Below are 16,529 nucleotides of genomic sequence, written 5' to 3' on the forward strand. Positions count from 1 at the left end.
GTCATCGTCATTCGCCGTGGGTGCGGATCAGGAGCGGCCATGAGTGAAGACAAGAACGAAGAACCCACCCAGAAAAAGATCGATGACGCCCGCGAGAAGGGACAGATCGCGGTCAGTCGCGACCTCGCCAAACTCGCCACGCTGGTGGCGGTGGCCGAGACCGCTTTCGCCACCGAGTCCTTATGGCGCGGCGTCCTGTTCAATCTGTTCAACACCAGCATACTCGACGTCAACCGTGATTTTTCGCTGTCCATGGCGCAAATGATGACTAGCGCCGGGGTGTTCCTGGTGATTGTCTTCTTCGTATGTTTCCTGATTTGCATCCTGACTGCAGTGGCGGGGCATTGGGGCCAGTTCGGCGTATTGATCGCCCCCGAGGCGATCACGCCGAAGTTCGACAAACTCAATCCCGTCAATGGCTTGAAGCAATTGTTTTCGAAGAAGAAGGTGGTCGAATTGCTGACCACCGTCAGCAAGGCGCTGTTGATCGGCGGCATCGTCTACAGCCTGATTCGCAGCCATCTCGGCACCATCATCGCGTTGTCGAATGGCGAGCCCAAGGACAGCTTCGAGGTTTTTCTCGCGCTGCTGCGCTCGATCTTCCATGTCATTGTAGTGGTATGCCTGCTGCTGGGCATTATCGATTACGCCATCCAGCATCATTTCCACAAAAAGGAACTGATGATGGACCAGGAAGAAATCAAGAAGGAGCACAAGGAATCCGAAGGCGATCCTCTGATCAAGAACCAGCGTAAACGCCTGGCGCGGCAATGGGCCAACGAAAGCCCGGAAGCAAAGACCGAAGATGCCAATGCGGTGGTGACCAACCCGACCCATTTCGCCATCGCCTTGTATTACGACGCCGACGAACTGATGGTGCCGGTGGTGCTGGCCAAGGGCAAGGACGAAGTGGCGCAGGCAATGATCCGGCGTGCCCGCGCTTGCGGTATCCCTGTGATACGCCACGTATGGCTGGCGCGCACCTTGTATGCTTCTTGCCGTCCCGACACCGTGATTCCGAAAGCCAGTTACGAAGCGGTCGCGCAAGTCTATGCAGTAGTGCATGAATTGATGGCCACCCATCAGCTCGACAAGGAAGTGGAGCTGGAAATGTTCGGCGAGGCGCCCAACGGCACACCACCTGTCGGTTAGAACACATTCCGCCTGTTGATGAAATGGATTTTAGCCGTCCGCGAAGGAAAAATATGAGTCGCCATGACCGGAAAAAATAACGCTATCACCGACGCCATCGCGTCCAGCGCCGGCGAAGCCGCCGCGCGCGAGACGCGCAGTCGCCAGGCGCACGTCGAAGCGGAGCGTCGCGCTCAGACCTTGCGCAGCAGCACGCCCGTCAGGCTGCAACAAGACGATTCCACCGGGGCGGAGCAGGCCGAAAACAATGGGGAGGATCCTGCGATCGGCGCCGAGGCGCTAGTGCCCGCCGGACTTGAAATCATCAGCGGCGCATATCCAGGCAAGGGCGCCGGATCCGTAGCATCGGGATACGGCAATGCGGACACCGGCGTGTTATCGGGCGCGGCTCACGCCAAGGCGGGAAGCGGAGATTTTTTTCAGGACGAGGTCGAGCGCAGCGACAATACCATCCTCGGCAGCGGCGATCGCGCGCACCACATGGCGCTCAAGAATTCCTACCACCCCTTTCCTCCACGGCCGCTACCGATCGGGCGCGCGTCGCTGTTGCCTTCGCTGCGGCCGGCGTCGCGGGCGGAGTGCCAGCGCCGTTGCGGCAAGGCGGGGTTCTGCGATCCCTCTTCCGAACTCGGTTGCGGCGGCGAATATTGCGGAAACCGCTACGAGATGATGTCGGAACAGCAAGTTTCTCCTGTTGCGTCGCCGGCACTGCCACGCGGTGCCCGCGACGATGAAAAAAATGAGATTGAATAAACGAGATCGGACAAGACCGCGTTGGCCGATAGCTGTGACGAAACATTCCGCATTTTCTCCGGCGCCGGTCGGTTTCCTGGGTGTGAGCCTGGGTCATGGTGGAACCCGCAACGTCGCCGCGACCACCTACCTCCGGACAATCAAGGTATTTTGTGGAGCCGGCAAAAATGAACGCAACAACTGAAGTGGCGGCGGTTTCTGGTATTTCTTCGCGCGGCGCTGAGCAGAAGAGCCAGTTCGCAGTGGAAATACAATCGTTCGACGCCAACGACGGCATGCAGTTTCGCGCGGCGCTGGAACGCAACATGCGCGAACAGGTGCCCAAAATTTCATCCGACAGCCATTCGCTCGGCACGGCCATCGCCAATCGCACAACCAATCTCGCTTCGGAGGTGAAGCAGGACCAGCTTCACGTTTCCAAATTGCTGGAACAGGCCACCCGAACTGGTGATTCGCTGCAATTGATGAAGGCCATGATGGCGCTCAACGATTTCCAGTTGCGTGTGCAGACCATTTCAAAAACTGTATCGAAGGCGGCATCCTCGGTCGATTCGTTGACCAAGTTGCAGTAATCCGGGGCGCCATCGCCCTGCCATTTCCTGATGTCGAACCCGATCTCCGGATCGGTATTTTTCTTCGTGAAAATGAAAAACCTCTTCAAGTGGGCATGTATTTTCGGACTGCTGGCATTGCTGAGCGCCTGTGGCAAGATGGTCATTCTGCAAGCCGGACTGACCGATGGCGACGCGAATGAAATCGTCCTGATCCTGAACCGCAAGGGGATGGAGGTCGAGAAGCAGAAGAACAAGGAAGGCGTGAGCTTGCTGGTCAAGGAACAGGACCTGTCGCGCGCCACCGAAGCCATGAATGTCGCCGGCTTGCCGCGCCGCGCCTTGTCCAACCTGGGGGAGGTGTTCAAGAAGCAGGGCATGATTTCGACCCCGATGGAAGAGCGCATCCGCTATATCCACGGCTTGTCGGAAGAACTGGAAAATACCTTGCAACAATTCGACAATGTGGTGTCGGCGCGCGTGCATGTGGTGCTGCCGGAACGCATCGCGCCGGGCGAGCCGATCCAGCCGTCGTCTGCCGCCGTGTTCGTCAAATACCGACCACCGCTCGATGAGGACGCCATCATGCCGCGCGTGCGCCGACTGGTGGCCTCGAGTATCCCGGGCCTGTCGGGGGATGAGGGACGCAACAAGGTCTCGGTGGTGATGGTGCCGGCCGAACCGCCACCCCCGGGAATCGAGTGGACCACGGTGGGGCCGTTCATTGTTGCAGTCGCCTCGGCGGGAGACCTGATGTTTACATTGTTGGCGATGACTTTACTGACTTTGCTGTGTCTGGGTTATGTCGGTCTGCGCGCCGCCATGCGTAATGAAAAAGTGGCGCAATGGGTGATGCAATTGACAATGCGCTGGGCGGCGAATCGTGCTGCGGCGCGTGAAAAAGCCGTCGCCAAGGCCGCCGCCAGAACAGCCGCGGCAGCTCAGTCGCTGATGGCGACCATGCCCAAAGCGACGCCGGCGGGAACATCGCCGCCATCTTCGGCAACGCCGCCTAAATCGCGATGACTGGGATACCGGACCGGCGCGTGCATTCTGAAAATAGCCCTGGCCTGGCGTCGAATGCGTTGCCGCCATTTTTTCTGGAGTGGTGGTTTGCACCCTGGATGTATGCACCCGAACAGCCACCCATGCCGCACATTGCCGGGTTGCTGGCGCAACGCGACGGCTATCGCTTGTGGTGCAGCCGCGCCGGACTCGTGCCGGAATTGCCGCGCGTTTTCGACAGCGCCTGGCATATCGCCGCGCTGCGTCACCGTAATGAACTGTTACGGTGCGCAGGCTTGTTCGGCGGCCTGTTTGCCGCGCGTGAGCGCGACCAGGCGGCGTTGCAGGGATTACCCAGGGATTTGCAGCGTTGGTGCATGAGCGTGGCGCTGGCGCAGCCATTGAAAGCCGCCGACATGAACCTGCCTGCGCAGGCGGGATTGGAGGGACGAGGCTTGCTGGAGTTGGGCAGGCGCCTGGAGCAGGATTTTCCCGGCCTGTGGTCGCGCCTGTTGCTGATGTTGCCGCGCGCGCAAGCGAACTTGCTTGCGGAGACGCTGGCGCGGGGGAGGACCGACGTTGGTGTAGATGCCGACAGCGGCGCCGTCGACGTGCGGGCGCAGCGCTGCTGGAGAATTTGCGTCGACCGGATGCGCTCGATGGACAATTGAAGTTGTCGGCTTTCCAAAGAAAGACGGATATGAAAGATTTTTGCATCCAGACCATCAAGGTCCCCGATGTGTTGCGCGCCGATCATGGGGTGCTGCATGCAGCCTCGTTGCTGGTGACTGCCGACGCCCGCCGCGCTGCCGAGCACATCGTGGCGCAGGCGCAGGAACAGGCCGACAAGCTGCGTGCGGCGGCGCAACTGGACGCGCAGCAGGCGGTACGCCGCGAGCAGGAAGAAGTCGCTCGCCGCGCCACATATTTGCTGCAAGGTTTGCAGCACGCGCAACGCGATATGCTGGCGCGCGTGGAGACCCTGGTGGTCGCGCTTGCACAGGAGACCTTCGATCGCCTGGTGTTGGAACTGACGCCGCGCGAGCGCACCGCCGCGATGCTGCGCCGGATCGTACAGGAGGCACCCAATAAACTGGTTGCGCCCGTGCTGGCCTTGCATCCCGACGATATCGGCGAGATCGGCGACGTCTCGCATAGCGGTTGGGAGCTCAAGAGCGTACCGGCCCTGAGACCGGGGACCTGCCGGCTCGAAGCCGCGAGCGGCGAATGGCGCGCCGAATTCCAGCTCGCCGTTGATGCGTTGCGGTCGGGGCTGGGCGTGGCGGCCGAGGTATTTGCGGCGCCGCTCGCCGATGGAGAGACGCCAGGCGTGCAAAGGGAGGAAGCGGGGGTCATAAATCTTGAGAATTTCGATGGTGACGAAGCCGGCGTTGCCGCCACTCACCAGAGTCATTAACAAGAGCCGCCGGCAAGCGCAAGGGCGCAGGCGGGGCTTTTGTCAAGGCTCTTAGTCATTCGCGAGGAGAAGACGTCATGTCCAGCAATCACAATCCTGTATTGCAGAATTTACGCCATTTGAATCAGAAATTCGAGGAAGTCACGGGGAAACTCAACGACTTCAACCGTCGCCAGGCAGACGGTGAAATGCCTGACCCGAATGAATTCACCGCCTTGCTGGAAAAGCAATCCGTCGCCAAGAGCGCCATGTCGGCGCAGTTCAATCTGTTGCAAAAACCGTTGAAGACGGTATTGAACGAAACCAAGTAGGGCCATGGCTGCCGACCACATCGAACAGTGGCTGGAAAACCTGCCGCTGGATGAACCCGTCGATATCGACGGCGAAACCGCGATCCTGAAGTTGAAACCGAATGGTGCAGAACTCGGCATTTTCCTGGCGCCGATGTATACCGACGTCATGCTGGTCGACGCCTTGCGCAGCAGTTTCCAGGTTGCGCTCGACTTCAATGCCGGCCTGTCGACCGAAGGCGAAGACTTGATGTTGACGCAATGGTTGCCCTACGTCGGTTCCTGGACGGAGGCGGCTGAGGCATTGGAGAGCATATTGAACCAGGCCGGCATGTTGCGCGCCGCAATGGCCTATGCCGGCCCGGGGCGGCAAGAAAAAGACGTCAGGCGCGGCGAAGAACGTGTGCGCAAACTATTTTCCGGGGGATGAAATGAAATTCCTTGAATTGCTCAAGTCCTGGGGCATGGGGGCGTTGCTGGCGATATTGCTGCTGTGGGGGACCACTTTGCACGCGGCGACGCCGGCGGCATGGAAGGACACAGGGTTTTCCATCAATGCCACCAGTATGACCTTGCGCAGCGTCATGGAAGAATTCAGCCGCACTTATGGCGTGCGTCTGGCGATGACTGCGGAAGGCGACCGCCTGGTCAGGAATCGCCTGAAAGCGGACAACGGCATCGAGTTCCTGAATCGCCTGGCGGCCACTCATAAATTTCACTGGTTCGTCTACAACAACACCTTGTACGTGGTGTCGGCCAGCGACAATACTTCGGTGCGGCTGGAGGTCGGTGAAGATGCCGTGCAGGACGCCAAGTCGGCGCTGATCGGCCTCGGTCTGTTCGACGACCGTTTCGGCTGGGGCGAGTTGCCGGACGAAGGCGTGGTGATTGTCGGCGGTCCACGCGCTTATGTCGACCTGGCGCGCGAGATTCTGTTGCCCGAAGAAAAGAAGGAGATGCGCAAAGGCAAGCAGATCATGATGTTCCGGCTGAAGTATGCGACGGCCATGGATCGCGTGATCAATTCGCGCGGCAAGAGCGAGACCATCCCCGGGATTAAAACGATCTTGAGCAACCTGTTGTTCGGCGCGCACGCCTCGGGCGAAAGAGTGACGGGATCGTCGCCGGGCACCTATTTCGACACAGATAGCCGCAAGCGTTCGCGCATGCCAAAAAACGAACGAGGCAGCGCCCGTGAAGTCGGCGGCGATCGTTTCACGCCATTGTTCGGCGCACCATCGGCCAATTTGAAAAACCGACTGCCGGTCGACGACGACGGTGGCGACGATGAGGCCGCCTCCGGGAAACGCGGTTCGTCCGGCAATGAAGACCGTTCGCGTCCGCGCATCGAAGCCGATGCGACCTTGAATGCGATCATGATTTACGACGATATCAAGAAGAAGGAAACGTATGCCTCGCTGATCGCGCAACTGGATATCCAGCCGCAGCAGATCGAGATCGAGGCGCTGATCGTGGATATCGATCGCAGCAAGTTATCCGACATGGGCGTGGAATGGGGTGTACGCGCCGGTGCTGTCAGCACCATGGTGAACGGCATGATGGTCGATTCGGCCGGGACCAACCTGCCGCTGCCCGGCGCCACCCTGTTGATCAGCAACGCGGCGCGCTTCTATGCCCGGCTGAAAGCAATGGAGTCCAACGGCGAAGCGCACGTGCTGGCGACGCCGACCGTACTGACGTTGGATAACGTCGCGGCGGTGCTGGATCTGAGCCGCAGCGCCTACGTGTCGTTGATCGGCGAACGCGTGGCGGATATGTCCGACATCACCGCCGGCACCATGCTGCGCGTGATTCCGCGCATCATCCGCGAAGGCGGACAGACGCGTGTGCGGCTGGAGGTCGACATCGAAGACGGCTCAATCGACAGCCCTGACAGCAGCAGCTCGTCGAGTTCCGGTTCCAGCGGCAATACCGGCACCATCTCGGCGAATGTCACGCGCTCCACCATCAGCACGCAAGCCATCATCGATGCGCAGCAAACCTTGATGATCGGCGGTTATCGCGCCGAGTCGCTGACCAAGAACAAACAGAAGGTGCCGGTGCTGGGCGATATCCCACTGCTGGGCGGGCTGTTCCGCAGCGAGTCGCAATCGACCAGCACGCGCGAGCGGCTGTTCCTGATCACACCGCGCATTACCGGTACCGATGGTACGGCCGCCGCCACGTCCTCGAAAATCTCGGAGCGCGCCAAAGCCGCTGCCAAGGAACAACGCGCCGTCGCGCTTGCAGCAAGCGGCGGAACAAACGGTGTCGTCACGGGCGATCCTGCCGCCGCGCCGAAGTTGCCGTTGCCGCCGCCCGGACCGGGCGTCGGCGCTGCAGCGCCGGTAAGCGGACCGCCCGCGATGGCGTCGACGGTGGAGGGACCATTGTTGCCGATCGGTAGCGGCGTGCACTTGCCGACACGCGTGCGCAACAAATGCGCCAAGCCGCGCGGCATCGGCCTGCTGTAACGGCAATGTCAAAACGAATATGAATCTTCATGCATATGCAATGCGATTTTTACACGCGGCGGAAGGATGGCAGGAGCGCGCCGATAGAAGCGGAGGGTGTCCGCGACCGCTTCGATGAAGAGCCGGCCGACGTATTCCGGTGAGGGAACCCCGGCGTCGCAAGCGCCAGGGAGGTGCCGTGCCGGAAGGGTGCTCCGGCGTTTTTTTGAATTGAAAAATTGGTCGTTCTTCGCATCGCTGCGATGACGCCAAGATAAGTGAGCAGCATTTCTCAAGGAAATTCGGCAGAAATGCGAGCTGGCGCAAACAGTTTTCGATAGTGGATTTTTTTTGATTGCTCGATTTTCCGAGTTCCCCTTGCAGGTCATATTTTTTGAGAATTTTTATCTGGGCTTTCGTTACCATCAGAAAAAATTCAATCGCAGCAGAAAAATAAAAATGCGAAAAATTTGACCACCGTGGAATCGCGAACAGGGGGATTGTTCAATCAACAAAATTGGGAAAACGGCAAGTGTGCAGACGTGCAGATATGACAACGAGGAGTCGCAGCGCCGTTTAGCGTCGTGGCGATGGGCAGGTGATTCCTGCAAGGTCATTCAAGGCTAGGCATTTTATTTTCGTCAGCGCAGCAACGGGATGATTTGGTCGGCATTGCAACAGCGTCGAAAAATGGTCTCCCGATCGACACCGAGTCGTTGCGCTTTTGATCTTTTTACTGTGCGGCAGAGAAGGGTAGGGTTATGTATTCCACATGCATATTCGGCGAACGCGGGAACAAAGCTGTTCGATTGCTGGCGTCCTCCATTATTTTCTTTTGCGTCGGCAGTCACGCCGTGGCGGCGTCCGATGCTCCCCCGACCATGCGGTATCAGGCCTCAGGGGCCTTCCCGACGTCCGGCGTCAGTTTCGATCTGCTGGCTGTCGATGGCAACCCAGACGATTGCGACGACGCCGGCATTGGCATAGTGGCCTCGGCCGCCGCAGCCGGTGAACGCGACGACAGCGACACCATCGTCATGGCCAAACTGGACGCCGACAAGAAGACGCGCATCGTCAAGCCGAAAGGCGCAGCCTCCTCGACCGGTTCCGATACCGCGACCAAGCCGATGGCTGGGTCGGCCGCCACATCTGCGGTGACGCTGCCGGTTGCCGAAGTCAAGCCGGCCGAACCGACGTGGGAAATCATCGTCGCCGACAAGACCCTCAACGCCGCCATGGCGCGCTGGGCTGCACAAGCCGGCTGGCAGTTGTTGTGGGAGCTGCCGGTGGACTATGCCGTCGAAGCGCGCACGACGGTGCGCGGCAGCTTTGAAGAGGCGGTCAATACGGTCGCCAAGAGTATGGAAAGCGCAGAAATCCCGATGAAAGCCGTGTTCTATCAAGGCAACAAGGTGTTGCGCATCATGTCCAAGGGGAGCGAATAATGTCTTTGAAACTAGCCGCATGGGTGCCTGCCGTCCTGGTGATGGGGGGATGTACCGGATTGCCTCACAAGATTGACAACGATATTTCCCAGGCCGACGACAAGGTGCGTAATCTGGTCAAGGATGTCGGACGCACCGCGCCCGGTGCGGTCATGCCGTCGACGCCGTTGGTGACGCACGACAGCGGCATCTGGCTGGGGAAAAATATCGTCAAGCTGGGCCAGCCGGCCTTGCCGCCGCTCTTTTATGAGCAGACCACATTCGACCGCACCATCAATTCATTGACCGAACTGGCCGAGCGCATCACTTTGCGCTCCGGCATTCCCAGCAAGGTGACGCCGGATGCGTTGGCGGTCGCCAATGCGGCGTTTCGCACACGTGTGAACTTGCCGGGCGGCGCCGGCGGCATGCCGCCGTTGCCGGCCGGCCTGCCTGGTGAAACCGGTAGCAACGGCGCGAGCGGTATGCTGCCGGCACCGCGTGCCACCGGCCCCAACATGGCGGGCGGCGCGGGCATGCCGACCTTTGCCGACATGCCCAACGGCGTGCGTATTTCCTACAGCAACGGTTCGTTGAAGGGCTTGCTCGATACGTCGGCGGCGCGTTTCGGCGTGTCCTGGAAGTACATCGACGGCACGATCCAGTTCTTCCACACCGAGTCGCGCAACTTCCAGATCAATGCGATCCCGGGCGATTCCACGTTTACCGCCACCGTGACCAGCGGCGCCACGTCCACCGGTGGGGTTTCCAGCGGCAGCGGCGGCGGAGGTGGAGGTGGCGGCACTACGACAGGCAGCGCGGTTTCGGCCAACAATTCGCAAAACACCGGCGTGGCGTCCAAACTGTCGGTCTACACTGGTATCGAAAGCTCGATCAAGGTGATGTTGTCGCCGTACGGAAAAGTGCTCGCCTCGCCTGCCACCGGCGCGATCACCGTGGTCGACACACCCGATTCGCTGGATCGCATCGCGGCGTATATCGAAGGCGAAAACAAGGCGCTGTCGCGCCAGATCGCCATCAATGTGACCGTGTTGTCGGTCAGCCTGACCGACTCCGACGAATACGGCATCAACTGGAGCGCCGTCTACAACACCCTGAACCGGCACTACGGCATTACCAACAGCTTTACGCCCGGCACCAGCGCGGTGGGTTTCACGGCGGGTATCCTGGGCGGATCCAAGTTCTCGGGCACCACGGCGGTGATCAACGCCTTGTCGGAACAAGGCAAGGTCAGGCGCCAGACCACGGCGTCGGTGGTCACTCTGAACAATCAGCCGGTGCCGGTGCAGGTGGCGCGCCAGACCAGTTATCTGCAATCGTCGCAAACCTCGATCGTGGCGCAGGTGGGTACGACGACCACGTTGATCCCGGGCGTGATCACCGCCGGCTTCAATATGAGCATCCTGCCGCACGTACTGACCAACGGCACCGTGATGTTGCAGTTCTCGACCGATATCTCGACCTTGCGCAGCATCCGCCAGATCGAAAGCAATGGCACGCGCATTGAGTCGCCGGAACTGGATACGCGCAACTTCCTGCAACGCGTGTCGATGAAATCGAACGAGACGCTGATCATCAGCGGCTTTGAGCAGACCGACGATAACCTCGATTACCGAGGCGTCGGCAACCCCAAGAATTTCCTGCTCGGCGGCGGGATCAATGCGGCCAGCAACAAGGAAGTCATCGTGGTGCTGATTACGCCTGTTTCGATGGCGGCATTGTGAAACTGAAACGACGGGCTTAGCCATGGCGCTCTATATTACCCAGATCGACAAATACAAATTCGTCTGCGGCCTGTTCTGGCAGTCGCTGTCGCGTCCGCGCGAACTGACCAAGGAAGCTGCGGACCTCGGTCGCAAGATCCAGTCGGACCTGATGGTGATCCGCATGGATCACTCGACGGCGCAGGCCGGTTTCGCGCAAAGCAAGGAGGGCGTGCGCAGCGGCATGTTTTCGCTGGCCGCCGTGGTGTCCAAGACGCTGGCGCTGGAAGGCGCGTTTTATGACGGCGAACAACAGCCGGTGCACAACTGGCTTGGCGCCTTCGAACTGCCGGATGGCCAATGGGCTTACTTCGCGGTGCGCGACGCCAATTTCTTGCCCAACGGCGATTTCGCCGGTAGCAAGGAAGAGGTGCTCGATCGACTGCACAGCGATTATGCCTTGGGCGGATGGAACGTCATCATCGGCGAGGCCGAGCTGGTCAACCTCGGTTTCCACAATTTCAATGCGCGCGACATCCGTAGCTTCATCCCGCGCAAAAAAGACGGCACGCTGCGCATCCACAAATGGTGGGGATTGCGCCAGATCGACGGCACACCGTCCTGGATCAAGGCGATGGCGGCGACCACGGTGGTGGCGGTAGTGGCGGCCGGGAGCTTGTACGGCTGGAATTACTACCAGAAGAAAAAGGAAGAGGAGGCGCGCGAACGCGCCATCGTCATGGTGCGCGAGAACATGCTGCGCGAAGCCTCGGCGGCGGCGCGACCGTGGTCGAGCAGGCCGGCGCCGTTGGCCATGGTGCGTGCCTGCCGGCATCAGTTCAACTATGTCACGGCGGGCGGCTGGGAACTGGAGTCGTATGCCTGCACGCAGGAACAGCAGACATATGCATGGTCGCGCGGCAATTCGACGGTGGCTTACCTGCATGAACAGGTGCCGGGCGTCGTGGTGGAACCGAGCGGCGAGAAGGCATCGCTGACGCGACCGCTGAAGATTTCGGCGGGGCCGGACGATGTCTTGCTCGACCAGCGCAAATTGCTGGAGTCCATCGTCTCTCCGCTGCAGATGATGGGCTTGCCGGTGAAGGTTGTTGCGCAGGACCGTAAATCGGCGCAGGGAAATGCAGCGCAGTGGCAACCGAGCTGGAAATCTTTTTTATTCACGTTGAATGCCCGCGGCGTCGAACCCGAGGTTATTGCAACGATTCTTAATCGTCCAGGGGTGCGGGTGGATAAAGTCATCTATCGCGGATCCGAATGGTCAATGGAGGGAACGATCTATGCGAAATAAACTGGTGATTCCATTCGCGGTGCTGGCGGCCTTGTACGGCAATGGCGCCTATGCCGAAAGCACCTCCGACAGCCTGACCAGGATCGAGGCCGAGACGCTGGTGCTCAAGGCGCGCGAAAAACAACTGGAGGTGCAGGCCAATATCGTCGGCAAGCAAAACGAGATCGCCGCCAAGCAAAGCCTGACCGCGGCGATCACCCAGACCACGGTGGTCGGTGATCCTGTGATCCGCGCCATCGAGGGCATCAGCGGGCGCATGTACGCGACCTTGCAATTGAGCGACGGCAGCGTCGTCGATGTGCAGCAGGGTGATACGCTGGCCAGCGGCATGAAGATTGTCTCGATCGGACCGCGCGAGGTGGTGGCGCAATCGAAGAACAACCAGCGCGTGCGGCTGGCCACGTATGCTCAGGTCAATAGCGGTTTCAATCCCAACTTCCCCAGTTCCGGCTTGTCCCTGCCGGTACCGCAATTGCGGGGAGCAGCAAGATGAAACTGCGCATCGCAAAGCACAACAACGATCAGGCGCAATCGCATGCGGTGAATATGACGTTTGACAATATCCAGGATGTCAATAGTGCCGATGTAATCAGCAATGCGGGAGTTTTCCAAGCCGGAGAAGAAGAAAAGAAGTTGTTGTGCCTGCTGGCGGATGGCAGGTTGCTGGTGGTGGCGGGACAAAACCTCAATCCGCATGTGCTGTCCTACCAAGGCAGGCTCGAGCGCATGGGACGCAAGTTTCATGTGGTGCACACCACCATCGAAGTGATCCGCCGCATCAACCAGAACGGTTCTTTCCTGCTGGCCGACCGCCATCAGGAACATTCGATGATGCAGGTGACCGCGAAGGACATGCTGACCAAGGCCTGTCGCGCGCGCGCTTCTGACGTGCATCTGCGGGTGAAAAGGAATTGCACCGAGATATTTTTCCGCATCCATAACGACCTGGTGCCAGCCGGCGGCCAGACCCGCGAATACGGCGAACGCCTGCTGGCGACCTTGTACGGGGCGATGACCTCGGTCTCGGATAGCTCGTACAAGCCGACCGAACGCCAGGACGCGAGCATTGCGGATCGCGACAAATTGCCGCCCGAATTGTACGGCGTACGTATCGCGACGGTGCCGACCAACGAAGGCACGGTGATGGTGTTGCGCTTGCTATACAACGATGCCGGCGACAATATCGACCTGCGGCCGCTGGGCTTTACCGATGCACATGCGGCGGCATTGCAGCAGCTCAAGGAGCAGCCGGTGGGCATGAACATCATCAGCGGCCCGACCGGCTCGGGCAAATCGACCACGCTGCAACGCGTCCTGTCCGGCGAAATCATCGAGGCCGGCGGCAAGATGCACGTACTGACCATCGAAGATCCGGTGGAATACCCGATCGAAGGCGCGGTGCAGACGTCGGTGACCAATGCCGGCACCGAAGAGGAGCGTTCGCGCCTGTTTGCGGCGGCAATTTCCAATGCCATGCGGCTGGATCCGGACGTCATCATGATCGGTGAGGTACGCGACAAGGCGTCGGCGCAAAATGCGCTGCGCGCGTCGATGACCGGGCACCAGGTCTGGACCACCGTGCATGCCAACAGCGCGCTGGCGATCATGGACCGCCTTGTCGATCTGGGGCTGCCGGTCAACCTGGTCGCCGACCATACGGTGGTCACAGGCCTGGTCAGCCAGCGCCTGGTCAAGTTGTTATGCCCCGATTGCAAGCTGTCGCTGGCTACGCACCAGGACCAGGTGGCTCCGGCGGTGCTGGCGCGCATCAAGCAATCGATATCGCCGACGCTGGAAAGGATGTGCATCATGGGGGCGGGCTGTCCCACCTGCTCGCATCATGGCACCATCGGCCGCACCGTGGTGGCCGAGATCATCATTCCGGACGATCAGTTTTTCCGTTATGTGCGGCTCGGCGAAAAGACCCAGGCGATAAATTACTGGTTACGCGAATTGGGTGGCCGGACCATGCTGGACCATGCCATCGAGAAGGTCGCGGCAGGCTTGATCGATCCGCGCATGGCGGAGAAGGTGGTCGGGCATTTCACGATCGGGGCGACGCAACAGGCTCCTGTCCTGCACGTAGTGGAGGGCGGCGGTGCTACCTGATCTCAATCGCTGGTGGGCCAGGCTGCAGTTCACCGATACGGTGCGGCTGCGCCTGTACCGCAAGATGTCGAAGATGCTCTCCAACGGATTGCCGTTGCTGAAGATCCTCGAAGAGCTGCGCGATCGCGCCTCGCAACAAGGCAAGAAGCCGGATGAACCGCTGGCGATCATCCTGGACGATTGTCGCCGCACGGTGCAAAACGGCCGCTTGCTGTCGGAAGCGCTGGAACGCTGGGTGCCGAAAACCGAGCAGATGATCCTGATGGCCGGCGAACAGTCGGGCCGGCTTGAGACCACCTTGCTGTCCGTGGTCAGCGTGGTGCAGGCAGGCAAGAAGATCAATTCGGTGATCCTGGGCGGCATCGCGTATCCGATCACGATTCTGTTCCTGGTGATGGTCTATATCTATTTGTTCGGCACCCAGGTGATTCCGCAATTCACGCGCATGGTGGACCCGACCACCTGGCATGGCGCGGCCAGGTCCTTATACCTGATGTCGGTCTGGGTGCAGCAATGGATGCTGTACCTGATCGTGGCGCTGCTGCTGCTCTTGGCGGCCTTGTTCTTTTCCATGCCGCGCTGGCGCGGTTCGCTGCGGGTCTGGTTCGACCGGTTTCCGCCGTACTCGATTTATCGACTGATGGTCGGCAGCGGCTTCCTGATGGCGTTCGCGGCGTTGCAGTCGTCCGGCGTGACGGTGGAAAAGTCGCTGGTGCGTTTGTCGGACATGGCGCAACCCTGGCTGCGCGAACGCTTGCACGGCGCGTTGCTGGGCGTGCGTTCCGGACTGAATTGCGGCGAGGCGCTGCGTAATGCGGGATATGAATTCCCATCGCAGGAGGTCATCGAAGATCTCTGCGTCTATGCGGAATACAAGGGATTCGCGGAGGCATTGAAGTTGCTGGCGGATGAGTGGATGGAGCAGGGGGTGGAAACAATCGCGCTCCGCATGAAGGTGTTGAATGGCTTTGCAATCGTGACTCTGGCGCTGGTGATCGGCTGGCTGGTGACAGGGTTTTTTGGCATCCAACAAGAGATCGCTGCGCTGGCCCGTAGCGTGCATTGATTGTTAATTTACAGAGGATTAATCATGGACCGTGACCTTACTTTAAATATCAAAAAAAGAGAATTGCGTTCGGATAGCGTGCTGGCGCGCCAACGAGGGGCATCACTGCTGGAAGGCATCGCCTACCTCGGGATCGCAGCGATTGTGGTGCTCGGCGCGGTGTCGTTGCTGACCGGCGCCTTCGGCAGCGCCAAGTCGAACCAGGCTACCGAAGAAGTGGTGGCGATCCGCACGGCGGTGCGCAAGCTGTATATCGGCCAGAGCTATCCGACGGCCTCGCTGCTCGCTCCTCTGCTGGCGGCCAATGCCATCCCGGGCACCCTGGCGCGTGACGTTACGGCCGGCACTGTGACCAACAGTTGGGGCGGCAGCGTGACCGTGACGGGAACTTCGACGGGATTTGTCGTGACATACAACTCGGTGCCGCAGGATGTCTGCGTGAACATGCTGAGCGGTTCCAACGGCTGGACGCAGATCGCGCAAGGCGGCACGACAATCACGACTTTCCCGGTGACGGTCAATGCCGCAACCGGCCTGTGCTCGGTGACCGGCGCTGCCGGAAACACGATCACGTTTACCGGATCCTGATGAGTCTCTGCAGGCGCAACGGCTAATCGCCGTAGCGGTATGGTCCCGACCAGTCGAATCCGTCGGGACCGTATCGGCAACACGTTGAAGCGATCGCTGCGGAACCGGGCGGCTGTTTCCGGCCGCGGATTCAGCTCGCTGATTGATCTTCTGTCCCGTGCAGGGACAAGCACAGGGGTTCGATATGTGGAATATCGCGATATTGGTGGTATTGGTTTCGGTGGCGGGCATCTACTCCACCAAAAACCTCCAGACCCTGGCTGCGACCGAGAGCCGGGTCGCCGGGAGTGTGGCCAGTGAAATGGCGATCTATCGCGATGCCGTCGTCAATTATTTCACCGTCTACAACCTGTATAACACCAGCGTCAGTTTCGGAGCGCTGAAGTCGAGCGGCATGTTGCCGAGCTGGTCGCTGATGTTCCAGAAGAGCGAGGCGCCGATCTGGAACAACTATCGCGACGCCGCCGGCGTGATCTATATCTATGCGACTGCGCTGCCCGACGACAATATCCTCGGCGAACTCGCCAGCCTGTCGCACAACTCCATCCTTGCCGGGGCTTACCGCTCCAGCCTGTCGAACCTGCAGTCGCCGGTGTTTGGCGATACCAATATTCCCGTAACGGCGCTCAGCGGCAAGTCGGTTCCCGATGGCGCTCCCGTATGGATTGCGATGACAAAATGAAGCGCA

General features: G+C 60.0%; 17 protein-coding genes. All 17 read left to right on the forward strand.

Going from position 1 to position 16,529, the window contains the following annotated elements:
• Positions 1-39: 39 nt before the first annotated feature.
• The 17 genes from sctU (at position 40) to pilM (ending at position 16,523) form a co-directional block, all read left to right on the forward strand.
• The gene (gene sctU / locus RV1423_RS21005; protein WP_034300940.1) at positions 40-1,152 is read left to right on the forward strand and encodes a type III secretion system export apparatus subunit SctU; all 1,113 of its coding nucleotides are present in this window, start codon (positions 40-42) and stop codon (positions 1,150-1,152) included.
• 63 nt (positions 1,153-1,215) lie between these two features.
• Positions 1,216-1,905 carry a hypothetical protein gene (locus tag RV1423_RS21010; protein ID WP_034300942.1) on the forward strand — a complete coding sequence of 230 codons (690 nt, stop codon included), beginning with the start codon at positions 1,216-1,218 and terminating at the stop codon, positions 1,903-1,905.
• Between the two features lie 167 nt (positions 1,906-2,072).
• Positions 2,073-2,477: an EscI/YscI/HrpB family type III secretion system inner rod protein gene (locus tag RV1423_RS21015; RefSeq protein WP_034300944.1), complete on the forward strand. Its 405-nt coding sequence runs from the start codon at positions 2,073-2,075 to the stop codon at positions 2,475-2,477.
• A gap of 72 nt (positions 2,478-2,549) precedes the next feature.
• Positions 2,550-3,482, forward strand: a complete 933-nt coding sequence (sctJ, locus tag RV1423_RS21020; RefSeq protein WP_081768927.1) for a type III secretion system inner membrane ring lipoprotein SctJ — start codon at positions 2,550-2,552, stop codon at positions 3,480-3,482.
• Positions 3,483-3,502: 20 nt separating this feature from the next.
• Entirely contained in the window at positions 3,503-4,132 is a 630-nt protein-coding gene (locus tag RV1423_RS21025; RefSeq protein ID WP_155835198.1) for a hypothetical protein, read from the forward strand.
• A 29-nt stretch (positions 4,133-4,161) separates the two neighbouring features.
• Positions 4,162-4,878, forward strand: a complete 717-nt coding sequence (locus tag RV1423_RS21030; RefSeq protein ID WP_081768928.1) for an HrpE/YscL family type III secretion apparatus protein — start codon at positions 4,162-4,164, stop codon at positions 4,876-4,878.
• 77 nt (positions 4,879-4,955) lie between these two features.
• Complete coding sequence (locus tag RV1423_RS21035) at positions 4,956-5,189, forward strand: hypothetical protein (protein WP_034300948.1); 234 nt, start codon at positions 4,956-4,958, stop codon at positions 5,187-5,189.
• A gap of 4 nt (positions 5,190-5,193) precedes the next feature.
• Complete coding sequence (locus RV1423_RS21040) at positions 5,194-5,598, forward strand: hypothetical protein (RefSeq protein WP_034300950.1); 405 nt, start codon at positions 5,194-5,196, stop codon at positions 5,596-5,598.
• A gap of 1 nt (position 5,599) precedes the next feature.
• Positions 5,600-7,642 carry a type III secretion system outer membrane ring subunit SctC gene (gene sctC / locus RV1423_RS21045; protein WP_034300953.1) on the forward strand — a complete coding sequence of 681 codons (2,043 nt, stop codon included), beginning with the start codon at positions 5,600-5,602 and terminating at the stop codon, positions 7,640-7,642.
• Positions 7,643-8,382: 740 nt separating this feature from the next.
• Entirely contained in the window at positions 8,383-9,066 is a 684-nt protein-coding gene (locus RV1423_RS21050) for a toxin co-regulated pilus biosynthesis Q family protein (RefSeq protein ID WP_081768924.1), read from the forward strand.
• Positions 9,066-10,790, forward strand: a complete 1,725-nt coding sequence (locus tag RV1423_RS21055) for a PilN family type IVB pilus formation outer membrane protein (protein WP_034300956.1) — start codon at positions 9,066-9,068, stop codon at positions 10,788-10,790. The genes RV1423_RS21050 and RV1423_RS21055 overlap by 1 nt, the downstream gene beginning before the upstream one ends.
• A 22-nt stretch (positions 10,791-10,812) precedes the next feature.
• A complete protein-coding gene (pilO2, locus tag RV1423_RS21060; RefSeq protein ID WP_034300958.1) occupies positions 10,813-12,078 on the forward strand; it encodes a type 4b pilus protein PilO2 in 1,266 nt (421 codons plus the stop codon).
• Positions 12,068-12,571 (forward strand): type IV pilus biogenesis protein PilP, encoded by a 504-nt coding sequence (gene pilP / locus RV1423_RS21065; protein ID WP_034300961.1) that lies wholly within the window; start codon positions 12,068-12,070, stop codon positions 12,569-12,571. The genes pilO2 and pilP overlap by 11 nt, the downstream gene beginning before the upstream one ends.
• Before the next feature lie 53 nt (positions 12,572-12,624).
• Positions 12,625-14,187, forward strand: coding sequence for a GspE/PulE family protein (locus RV1423_RS21070; protein WP_231502455.1), 1,563 nt, complete (start codon positions 12,625-12,627; stop codon positions 14,185-14,187).
• Positions 14,177-15,253: a type II secretion system F family protein gene (locus tag RV1423_RS21075; RefSeq protein WP_034300966.1), complete on the forward strand. Its 1,077-nt coding sequence runs from the start codon at positions 14,177-14,179 to the stop codon at positions 15,251-15,253. The genes RV1423_RS21070 and RV1423_RS21075 overlap by 11 nt, the downstream gene beginning before the upstream one ends.
• 24 nt (positions 15,254-15,277) lie before the next feature.
• Positions 15,278-15,841: a type 4 pilus major pilin gene (locus RV1423_RS21080; protein WP_051516832.1), complete on the forward strand. Its 564-nt coding sequence runs from the start codon at positions 15,278-15,280 to the stop codon at positions 15,839-15,841.
• Positions 15,842-16,025: 184 nt separating this feature from the next.
• Positions 16,026-16,523 carry a type IV pilus biogenesis protein PilM gene (gene pilM / locus RV1423_RS21085; protein ID WP_034300968.1) on the forward strand — a complete coding sequence of 166 codons (498 nt, stop codon included), beginning with the start codon at positions 16,026-16,028 and terminating at the stop codon, positions 16,521-16,523.
• Positions 16,524-16,529: the final 6 nt, after the last annotated feature.

The organism is Herbaspirillum sp. RV1423 (assembly GCF_000577615.1).
Classification (GTDB): Bacteria; Pseudomonadota; Gammaproteobacteria; order Burkholderiales; family Burkholderiaceae_D; genus Herbaspirillum.

Bases quoted from the DNA above. Each gene is read 5' to 3' on its own strand.
- pilO2 (WP_034300958.1), top strand. From the start codon at position 10,813: ATGGCGCTCTATATTACCCAGATCGACAAATACAAATTCGTCTGCGGC.
- RV1423_RS21040 (WP_034300950.1), top strand. From the start codon at position 5,194: ATGGCTGCCGACCACATCGAACAGTGGCTGGAAAACCTGCCGCTGGAT.
- RV1423_RS21055 (WP_034300956.1), top strand. From the start codon at position 9,066: ATGTCTTTGAAACTAGCCGCATGGGTGCCTGCCGTCCTGGTGATGGGG.
- sctU (WP_034300940.1), top strand. From the start codon at position 40: ATGAGTGAAGACAAGAACGAAGAACCCACCCAGAAAAAGATCGATGAC.
- RV1423_RS21010 (WP_034300942.1), top strand. From the start codon at position 1,216: ATGACCGGAAAAAATAACGCTATCACCGACGCCATCGCGTCCAGCGCC.
- sctJ (WP_081768927.1), top strand. From the start codon at position 2,550: ATGAAAAACCTCTTCAAGTGGGCATGTATTTTCGGACTGCTGGCATTG.
- RV1423_RS21080 (WP_051516832.1), top strand. From the start codon at position 15,278: ATGGACCGTGACCTTACTTTAAATATCAAAAAAAGAGAATTGCGTTCG.
- RV1423_RS21030 (WP_081768928.1), top strand. From the start codon at position 4,162: ATGAAAGATTTTTGCATCCAGACCATCAAGGTCCCCGATGTGTTGCGC.
- RV1423_RS21070 (WP_231502455.1), top strand. From the start codon at position 12,625: ATGACGTTTGACAATATCCAGGATGTCAATAGTGCCGATGTAATCAGC.
- pilP (WP_034300961.1), top strand. From the start codon at position 12,068: ATGCGAAATAAACTGGTGATTCCATTCGCGGTGCTGGCGGCCTTGTAC.
- RV1423_RS21035 (WP_034300948.1), top strand. From the start codon at position 4,956: ATGTCCAGCAATCACAATCCTGTATTGCAGAATTTACGCCATTTGAAT.
- pilM (WP_034300968.1), top strand. From the start codon at position 16,026: ATGTGGAATATCGCGATATTGGTGGTATTGGTTTCGGTGGCGGGCATC.
- RV1423_RS21050 (WP_081768924.1), top strand. From the start codon at position 8,383: ATGTATTCCACATGCATATTCGGCGAACGCGGGAACAAAGCTGTTCGA.
- sctC (WP_034300953.1), top strand. From the start codon at position 5,600: ATGAAATTCCTTGAATTGCTCAAGTCCTGGGGCATGGGGGCGTTGCTG.
- RV1423_RS21015 (WP_034300944.1), top strand. From the start codon at position 2,073: ATGAACGCAACAACTGAAGTGGCGGCGGTTTCTGGTATTTCTTCGCGC.